The following is a 10,380-nucleotide window of genomic DNA, read 5'->3' on the forward strand; positions in this document are numbered from 1 at the left end:
TTAGGGGTTCCCGCCCCTCGCGCCCGGTGCGCTCAGTCGTCGCCGGCGCCGATCGCCATGCTGATCAGCGCGTCCGTGTCGAGGTCGTCGATCGACGCCTCCTCCACGGCTTCCGGCTCCTCGGCGCGGTCTTCGGCAAGGCGCACGCCGGCCAGCTCCAGCAGCCCGTCCAGCAGCCCGGCCGCACGGAGCTTCTCCAGCGGGATTCCCGCCAGGGCCTCCCGGACTCCTTGTTCCGTAACGGTTTCTTCGACGGGTGCTTCTTCGGCAGGAGCCAGTTCGCCGACGAGGAACTCGGAAAGGATCCGCGGCGTCGGGTAGTCGAAGATCAGGCTGACCGGCAGCTTCAGCCCGGTGACGAGGCTGAGCTTGTTGCGGAACCCGGTGGCGGACAACGAATCGAAGCCGACCTCGTTGAACGAGCGGTCCGCTTCCACCGCCTCCGGACCGGCGTGGCCCAGCAGCGCGGCGGCGTGCGTGCGCACCAGGTTCAGCACCAGCGGGACGCGCTTGTTCGCCGCCAGGCCAGCCAGTTTCTTGGCCAGCGATTCGGTGTCCTCCGCCGTGTCCTGCGCCGCGCGGCGGCCGGGCGTGCCTGCCAGACCGCGCAGCACGGCCGGGAGGTCGTCGCCGCCGGACGACGCCAGCACGCGCGTGTCCAGTGCGATCGGCACCAGTTGCGCCTCCGCCGCGCCGACCGTCGCGTCCAGCAGCCGCAGACCGTCCTCAGTGGACAGTGCGGTGATGCCGGTCTCGCCGATGCGGTGCGCGTCCGCGTCTTCCAGCGCCGCGCCCATGCCGTCGCTCCACAGGCCCCATGCCAGCGAGGTGCCGGTGAGGCCCTCGGTGCGGCGCCGGGCGGCCAGTGCGTCCAGGAACGCGTTGGCCGCGGCGTAGCTGCCCTGCCCCGGTGCGCCGAGGACCCCGGCGGCCGACGAGAACAGCACGAACGCGGTGAGGTCCAGCTCGCGGGTCAGCTCGTGCAACGCCTCTGCCGCGTCGACCTTCGGGCGCAGCACCTTGTCGAGTCGTTCCGGGGTAAGGGAAGTCAGCACCCCGTCGTCCAGGACGCCGGCCGCGTGCACCACTGCCCGCAGCGGCGCGTCGGCCGGGATTCCGGCCAGCAATGCCGCCAGCGCCTCCCGGTCGGCCACGTCGCAGGCGGCGAACGTGGCCTCGGCGCCGAGACCGGACAGTTCGTCCCGCAGTTCGGCCGCGCCCGGCGCGTCCGCACCGCGACGGCTGACCAGCAGCAGGTTCCGCACGCCGTGTTCGGTAGCCAGGTGCCGCGCCACGGCCGTGCCGAGCGCGCCGGTGGCTCCGGTGACGAGCACCGTGCCCTCGGCGTCCCATACCGGGGCCGCTGCCGCGTCGGCCGCCCGGACCAGGCGCGGCACCAGCACCGCGCCCGCCCGCAGCGCCACCTGCGGCTCGTCGGAGGCCGACACCGCGGCCAGCGTCCGGCCGGCCGGGGTGCCCGCGCCGAGGTCTGCCAGCGTGATCCGGCCGGGGTGTTCGGCCTGTGCCGAGCGCACCAGGCCCGCGACCGCGGCGCCGGCCGGGTCGGGGTTCTCCCCCTCTTCGGCGGCCACCGCACCCCGGGTCGCCACGATCAGCGAACCGGTGGACCCGGCGAGCCAGTCCTGCAGCAGGCCGAGCACGCGGTGCAGTTCGGCGTGGATATCGTCGGTGCCGCCTGCCGGAAGCACGACCAGTCCGCTCGCCTCGGCGACCGTCCCGGCTGCCTTGGCGCCCAGCGCTTCGGTAAGGCCGAAGGCGTCCGGGCCGAGCACAGTCCAGTCGGTGACCTCGGCGACGGCGTCGAGGTCGGCCTGCTCCCAAGCAACGCGGAACAGCGAGTCGCCACCGCCGGTCGGTGCCGCCTGCGGTACGGCCGACATCGGGCGCAGCAGCAGGGATTCCACCGACGCGACCGGTGCCCCGGCACCGTCGGCGACGTCGAGCGAAACCGCACCGGAGCCGACCGGGCGGACGTGGACCCGCAGGGTCGTCGCCCCGACTGCGTGCAACCGGACACCTTCCCAGGCGAACGGCAGCGCCGGTTCGTCCCCGGCCGCGCCGGAGACACCGATGGTGTGCAGCGCGGCGTCGAGCACGGCGGGGTGGATGCCGTAACGGTCCACATCGGACACCGAGGCCGGGAGCTGGATCTCGGCGAACGCTTCGCCGTCGCGCTTCCAGGCCGCGACGAGCCCGCGGAACGCCGGACCGTAGGCGAGCCCGTCGGCGGCCAGCTCTTCGTAGGTGCCCTCCAGGCGGACCTCCTCCGCGCCGGCGGGCGGCCACTCGGCCAGCTCGAACTTCCCGGCCTTGCCCGCCTTGGCGAGCTTGCCGATCGCGTGCCGCGTCCAGGCGGCGCTGTCGCCTTCCGGCCGGGAGTGCACGCTGAACGTCCGGCTGCCGCTGCCGTCGGGCGCGCCGAGGGCGAACTGCACGCGGACGCCGGAGCGTTCGGGGACGACCAGCGGATATTCCAGGGTCAGTTCCTCCAAGCGCGGGCAGCCCGCCTCGTCGCCCGCCCGGATCGCCATCTCGACGAAACCGGTGCCGGGGAACAGGATCGAGCCGCCGACGACGTGGTCGGCCAGCCACGGGTGCGTGCCGACCGAAAGCCGTCCGCTGAACAGCAGCCCCTCGGCGTCGGCGAGTTCCAGTGCCGTCCCGAGCAGCGGGTGGTCCTCCTCGCCGACCGCGCCGGAGGTGCTCTCCAGCCAGAAGCGCTGGCGCTGGAACGGATACGTCGGCACCGGCACCGGACGGGCACCGGTCGGCTCGTAGATCGCGGACCAGTCGACGTCGACGCCGCTGACGTGCAGCTGCGCGACACCGGTCAGCGCGGCCACCGCCTCGTCGTTCTCCTTGTGCAGCAGCGAAGCCAGCGCCTCGGGCTGCTCGTCGAAGCAACCCGCGGCCATCGCGGCGAGCGTGGTGTCCGGGCCCAGCTCCAGGAACCGGGTCACGCCGTCCGCGGCGGCCCGAGTGACCGCGTCGCGGAACTGCACCCCTGCGCGGACCTGGTTCACCCAGTACTCCGGCGAGGTCAGGTCCGCCGGGCCGCCGGTGACCGTCGAGATGACCGGGATCCGCGGGTCCGCATAGGACAGTCCTTCCGCGACAGTGCGGAACTCGCCGAGCATCGGGTCCATCAGTCGCGAGTGGAACGCGTGCGAGACACGGAGTTTCTTGGTGCGCTCGAACTTCGCCGCCACCTCGGCAACCGCTTCTTCAGCGCCGGAGATCACCACCGCGGTCGGACCGTTCACCGCGGCAATGTCCACAGTGTCCCCAGCAGCTTCGCGAACCGCTTCGGGAGTCCCGTCGATCGCCACCATCGCGCCACCGGTCGGCAGTGCCTGCATCAGCGCACCGCGAGCGACTACCAGCTTCGCCGCGTCCTCAAGGGAAAGCACGCCAGCGCAGTGGGCCGCCGCGATCTCGCCGATCGAATGCCCGGCGAGCACGTCCGGTTTGACGCCCCACGCACGGACCAGGCGGAACAGCGCGACTTCCAGAGCGAACAGCGCGGGCTGGGTGTAGCGGGTCTCGTCGAGGCCCTCCCCGCTGTCGATGATCGGCCGGATGGGGCGGTCCAGGTGCCGGTCGACCGCGGCACAGGCTTCGTCGTACGCGGCGGCGAACGCCGGGTACTGCTCGGCGAGCCGTGCCCCCATCTTCGCGCGCTGCGAACCCTGCCCTGCGAACAGGAACGCGGTGCGCCCGCCCGCGGTGGCGGTCCCGCTGACGACCCCGCGCGCCTCTTCCTCGTCGACCAGCGCCGCGAGACCGCGCACGAACTGCGGCGACCGGCTGCCGATCAGCACCGCCCGGCGGTCGAACGCGCCGCGCGTGGTGGCCAGCGAGACGCCGATGTCGGCGAGGCTGCCCTCCGGCTCTTCGTCCACATAGGACATCAGTTGCTCGGCCTGTGCCCGCAACGCCGCGGCACCGCGACCGGAGACCGGCCACGCGACCGGGCCGTCGTACTCCGGACCAGTCGAGGCGGTGACCTCGCGCCGGTCGCCTTCCTCCAGGATCACGTGCGCGTTGGTGCCGCTCACGCCGAAGGAGGAGACGCCCGCCCGGCGGGTGTGGCCGTTGGGCAGCCACTTCACCGGCTCGGCCAGCACTCGCACCGCGCCCGAGGACCAGTCGATCTCGCTCGACGGTTTGCCCACGTTCAGCGTCGCGGGGAGTTCGCCGTGCCGCATCGCTTCGATCATCTTGATCACGCCAGCGGCGCCCGCGGCGGCCTGAGTGTGCCCGATGTTCGACTTCACCGATCCGATCCACAAGGGACGGTCCGCCGAGGTCTGCGTGCCGTAAGTGGCCAGCAGCGCCTGGACTTCGATCGGGTCGCCCAGCTTCGTGCCCGTGCCGTGCGCTTCGACGGCGTCCACATCGGACGGTTCCAGTCCGGCGTCGGCCAGCGCCGCGCGGATCACCCGCTGCTGCGCGGGACCGTTCGGCGCGGTCAGGCCGTTCGAGGTGCCGTCCTGGTTCACCGCGCTGCCCTTGAGGACCGCGAGCACCGGGTGCCCGTTGGCGCGGGCGTCGGAGAGACGCTCCAGGACCAGGACGCCGACGCCTTCGGACCAGGTCGTGCCGTCGGCGTCGTCGGAGAACACCTTGCACCGGCCGTCGGGGGCCAGTCCCTTCTGGCGGCTGAACTCGACGAACGTCTCCGGGGTCGCCATCACCGTGACGCCGCCGGCCAGCGCGAGCGAGCAGTCCCCGCCGCGCAGCGCCTGCGCCGCCATGTGCATCGCGACCAGCGACGACGAGCACGCCGTGTCCACCGAGACGGCCGGGCCCTCGAGGCCGAGGGAGTAGGACACCCGGCCAGTGACGATCGATCCAGCGCTGCTCGCACCCGCGTAGTCGTGGTACTGGACGCCCGCGTACACCCCGGTCGGGCTGCCCTTGAGCGAAACCGGGTCGATCCCGGACCGCTCCAGTGCCTCCCACGAGGCTTCGAGCAGCAGCCGCTGCTGCGGGTCGATCATCGGCGCTTCCTTCGGCGAGACGCCGAAGAACGTCGGGTCGAAATCGCCCGCGTCGTAGACGAACCCGCCGCGTGCGACATACGTCGTGCCGGGGCGGCGGCCGGTCGGGTCGAGCAGACCGTCGACGTCCCAGCCGCGGTCGGCCGGGAAGTCGCCGATCGCTTCGCGGCCCTCGGCGACCAGTTCCCACAGCTGTTCCGGCGAGGTGACCCCGCCGGGCAAGCGGCAGGCCATGCCGACGATCGCGATCGGCTCGTCCGAGTTGTCCTTAGTGGACACTGTGCTGACCTCGACCGTCGTGCCGGCCAGCTCGGCCAGCAGGTGCGCGGCCAGCGAGGTCGGCGTCGGGTAGTCGAAGATCAGGGTCGCGGGCAGCCGCTGCCCGGTGGCCGCGGTGAGGCCGTTGCGCAGTTCGATCGCGGTCAGCGAGTCGAAGCCGAGCGACGAGAACTGCGCCGACGACTCGATTTCGTGCGCCCCGCTGTAGCCGAGCACGGTCGCGGCGTGTCCGCGCACCAGTTCCAGCACGGCGTCGCGCCGATCTTCTTCCGGCAAGCTCAGCAGCCGTCCGGCGAAGGAGTCCACTGAGGACCCGGCCGTGGCGGCGACCCGGCGCGCGGTGCGGCCGACGAGCTGTTCCAGCGTGCGCGGGAGCCGGTCGAGTTTGCGCAGCACCGGAAGGTCGAGCTTGGCCGGGACGGCGGTCGGTTTGCGGACCGCGAGCGCGCGGTCGAACAGCGCCAGCCCGTCCGCAGTGGACAGTGGCACGATGCCGCTGGCCGCGAGCCGCTGCACCTCCTCTTCGGTGAGCGTGCCGCCCATGCCGCCGACCTCGCCCCACAGGCCCCAGTCGAGCGACAGACCCGGCAGGCCGTGCGCGACGCGGTGCGACGCGAGGGCGTCCAGGTACGCGTTGGCCGCGGCGTAGCTGCCCTGGCCGGGCGCGCCGAGCACGCCGGAGACCGACGAGAACAGCACGAACGCGGACAGCGCGGTCTCGCGGGTGAGATCGTGCAGGTTCAGCGCGCCGTCGACCTTCGGGGCGAGCACCGCGTCGACCCGCTCCGGGGTGAGCGCGGTGACCACACCGTCGTCGAGAACGCCAGCGGCGTGCACGACCGCGGTGAGCGGGTTCTCCTCCGGCAGCGACGCCAGCACGCCGGCCAGCGCCTCGCGGTCGGCGACGTCGCAGCGCTCCAACCGGACGTCGACCTCGCTCTCCCGCAGTTCAGCGGCCAGCTGGTCGAGCGCGGGCGTGATCCGGCGGCTGAGCAGCAGCAGCCTGCGCACCCCGTGCTCGGCGACCAGGTGCCGGGCGAGCTTTCCGCCGAGCGCACCGGACGCGCCGGTGACCAGCACCGTGCCGTGCGGGCAGAAGTACGGCCGGTCCAGCTCCGGCGTCGTGCGGACCAGCCGCGGCACGAGGACCGTGCCGAGCCGGACCGCCGCCTGCGTTTCGCCCGAGGCCAGCACCTGCGGCAACACCGCTTCCGGCGTGGTTTCGGCGTCGAGGTCGAGCAGGACGAAGGCGTCCGGGTTCTCCTCCTGCGCGGAGCGGACCAGGCCCCAGACCGCCGAGGCGGCGAGGTCGGTGACGTCTCCGGCGGCCGGGACCGCGCCGCGGGTGACCACCACGAGCCTGGCTTGCTCGGAGTGTTCCTCGGACAGCCACGTCTGGAGGGCGGCCAGGACGCGGTGCGTGAGTTCGTGCGTCTCGGCGGCGGTGCCGGATTCGCCGACGCACTCCAGGACCTGCACGTCGGCAGTGTCCACAGTGGATTCGGTTTCGGCCGACCGCTGCCATTCGATCCGGTACAGCGGAGCGGTCTGCTCGGCGACCGGCGCGGTGAAGGCGCGGAACACCGTCTCGGCGACCGTCGCGACCGGCCCGCCAGTCGGGTCGGCGAGGGCGATCTCGTAGCCGTCCTCGGTGGTCGGCTTGAACCGCACGCGCAGCGCGGACGCACCAGTGGCGTGCAGTTCGACGCCGGTCCAGCAGAACGGAACCAGGCCGACGCCGCCGTCCCCTCCGCCCGCGACGCGCAGGGCGTGGGTGCAGGCGTCGAGCGCGGCCGGGTGCAAGCCGAAGCGGTCAGCGTCGCTGTCTTCCGGCAGCGCGACTTCAGCAAAGATCTCGCCGTCGCGTTGCCACACTGCCTGCAGGGAACGGAAAAGCGGTCCGTAGGTCAGGCCGGTGTCGGCGAAGTCGTCGTACACGCCGTCGATCCCGACCGGCTCGGCACCGGCGGGCGGCCACTCGGCCAGCTCCACCCCGCCGCGGTACGACGGTGGCGTGACCGTGCCGCTCGCGTGCAGCGTCCACGGTTCGCCGTCGGCGCCTTCCGCGCGCGAGTGGACCGTCACGGAGCGGACGCCGTGCTCCCCCGCCGCGCCGACGGTCACCTGGACCTGCACACCGCCGCGCTCCGGCACCACCAGCGGGCTGCTGAGCGTGAGTTCTTCGATCCGGCCGCTGCCGACCTGGTCGCCAGCGCGGACCACCAGCTCCAGGAACGCCGTGCCGGGCACGGTGATGACCTCGCCGAGCCGGTGCTCGGCCAGCCACGCGTGCGTCTCCGCCGAAAGCCGCCCGGTGAGCACCACGCCGTCGGTGTCGGCGAGGGAGACGGCGGCACCGAGCAGCGGGTGCCCGGCCGAGGCGAGTCCGGCAGCGGTCACCTCGTCGCGGTTGGCGCGGGCGTCGATCCAGTAGCGCTTGCGCTGGAAGGCATACGGCGGGAGGTCGACGCGCTGGGCGCCGCGGCCGGCGAAGACCGCGGCCCAGTCCGGGACGAGCCCGCTGACGAACAGTTCGGCGAGCGCCGTGAGCGCTGCCTGCGGCTCCGGCCGGTCCTTGCGCAGGACCGGCACGACCACCGCGTCGAAGCTCTGCCGGGCGAGCGCGGAAAGCACGCCGTCCGGCCCGACCTCGACGAAGCGGGAAACGCCCTGTGCGCTCAGCGCGGTCAGCCCGTCGTGGAACCGGACCGCGGCGCGGACGTGCGAGACCCAGTACTCCGGCGTGGCGATCTCGGCCCCGGCGAGCGCGCCGGAAACGTTGGAGATCACCGGGATTTCGGGCCGCGAGTAGGTGAGCGTGCGGGCGACGGCGGCGAACTCCGCCAGCATCGGCTCCATCAGCGGCGAGTGGAACGCGTGCGACACCTTGAGCTTCGAGGACTTGCGGCCCTCGAACTTCGCCACCACCGCGGCGACCGCGTCTTCGGTGCCGGAAAGCACCACCGAGTCCGGGCCGTTGATCGCGGCGATGCTGACGTCGGCGGTCAGCTGCGGGGCGACCTCGTCCTCGGTCGCCTGCAGGGCGACCATCGCGCCACCGGTCGGCAAGGCCTGCATGAGCTTCGCCCGGGCCGCGACGAGAGCGCAGGCGTCGGCCAGCGACAGCACCCCCGCGACATGCGCGGCGGCCAGCTCGCCGACCGAGTGGCCGAGCAGGAAGTCGGGCTTGATGCCCCACGACGACAGCAGCCGGAAGAGCGCCACCTCGATCGCGAAAAGCGCGGGCTGGGTGTAGCCGGTCTGGTTGATCAGCCGCGGGTTCTCGAAGACGACCGTCTTCAGTGGACGGTCGAGGTGCGGGTCGATCGCGGCGAAGACCTCGTCCAGTGCCTCGGCGAACACCGGGAACGCGGCGGCCAGCTCGGCTCCCATGCGTGCGCGCTGAGCGCCCTGTCCGGAGAAGAGGAACGCGGTGAGCCCCTCGACGGCGGTGCCTGTGACCAGCGCGGGCGACGTCGAGCCGTCAGCAAGGGCGGCGACTCCGGCCTTCCCGTCGAGCACGACGGCACGGTGGCTGAGCGGCGACCGGGACGTAGCCAGGGAGAAACCAAGGTCGAGTGGGGTCGCACCGTCCACAACGGACAGTAGCTGGGCCGCCTGCGCCTTAAGCGCCGCGGCACCGTGCCCGGCGAGCGGCCACGGGACCGGGACGCCTTCCGGCCAGCTCGGCGTCACTTCTTCCGCTTCAACGGCGGGAGCTTCTTCGACGATCACGTGTGCATTGGTGCCGCTGACGCCGAACGACGACACACCCGCGCGCCGCGGGCGTTCCCCAGCCGCCCACGGACGCTCCTCCGTCAGCAGCTCGACCGCGCCGGAGGTCCAATCGACCTCGGTGGACGGTTCGGTGACATGGAGTGTGCGAGGCAGCAGGCCGTTGCGCATTGCCTGCACCATCTTGATCACACCGCCGACGCCAGCCGCGCCCTGCGCGTGGCCGATGTTCGACTTGATCGAACCGAGCCACAGCGGACGGTCCCGGTCCTGGCCGTAAGTGGCCAGCAAGGCTTGCGCCTCAATGGGATCGCCGAGCGTGGTGCCGGTGCCGTGGCCCTCGACGGCGTCCACATCGGACGCCGAGAGCTGCGCGTTCGCCAGCGCCTGCCGGATCACCCGCTGCTGCGAAGGACCGTTCGGTGCGGTGAGCCCATTCGACGCGCCGTCGGAGTTCACCGCGGAACCGCGCACAACCGCGAGGACGGGGTGACCGTTGCGGCGCGCGTCGGAAAGCCGTTCCAGCAGCAGGGTTCCCGCGCCCTCGGCCCAACCGGTGCCGTCTGCACTGTCGGAGAATGCCTTGCACCGGCCGTCCGCGGCGAGCCCGCGCTGACGGCTGAACGCCAGGAACGGACCCGGCCGCGACATCACCATCACGCCGCCGGCCAGCGCCAGCGCGCAGTCGCGCTGCCGCAGCGCCTGCACGGCGAGGTGCAGGGCGACCAGCGACGACGAGCACGCCGTGTCGACCGTGAGCGCCGGTCCTTCCAGCCCGAGCGCGTAGGCGACCCGGCCGGAAATGACCGACGCGGCGTTGCCGGTGCTCAGGTAGTCCGCGACCTCGCCCGCGAGCACGGACGGCGGCAGCTCGTCGTAGTAGTCCTGGTCGCCGCTGCCGACGAAGACCCCTACCTGCTGTTTGGCGAGCGAGTGCGGCGCGATGCCGGCCCGCTCGAACGTCTCCCACGCCAGCTCCAGCACGATCCGCTGCTGCGGGTCCATGGCCAGCGCCTCGCGCGGGGAGACGCCGAAGAACGGCGCGTCGAACTCGCCGACGTCGTGGACGAAGCCGCCCTCGGATACGTAGCTCGTGCCCGGGCTGTCGGGGTCGGCGTCGAACAGTGTGTCCAGGTTCCAGCCGCGGTCGGACGGGAACGCGCCGATCGCGTCCCGGCCGCCGGCCACCAGCTCCCAGAGGTCGTCGGCCGAGCGCACGTCGCCCGGGTACCGGCAGCCCATCGCCACGATCGCGATCGGCTCGGCCTCCGCCGCCTCGACCGCGCGAAGCCGCTCACGCGTCTCCTGCAGGTTGGCGGTCACCCGCTTCAGGTAGTCGACC

1 protein-coding gene is annotated in these 10,380 nt (G+C 72.6%); it reads right to left on the reverse strand.

All coding sequences use genetic code 11. The features are described from left to right. Nucleotides 1-32: 32 nt before the first annotated feature. Entirely contained in the window at nt 33-10,361 is a 10,329-nt protein-coding gene (locus DMP23_RS08245) for an SDR family NAD(P)-dependent oxidoreductase (protein ID WP_443111336.1), read from the reverse strand. Between the last annotated feature and the right edge of the window lie 19 nt (nt 10,362-10,380).

The sequence above is a fragment of the Amycolatopsis sp. A1MSW2902 genome (assembly GCF_017312175.1).
Lineage (GTDB): Bacteria > Actinomycetota > Actinomycetes > Mycobacteriales > Pseudonocardiaceae > Amycolatopsis > Amycolatopsis nivea.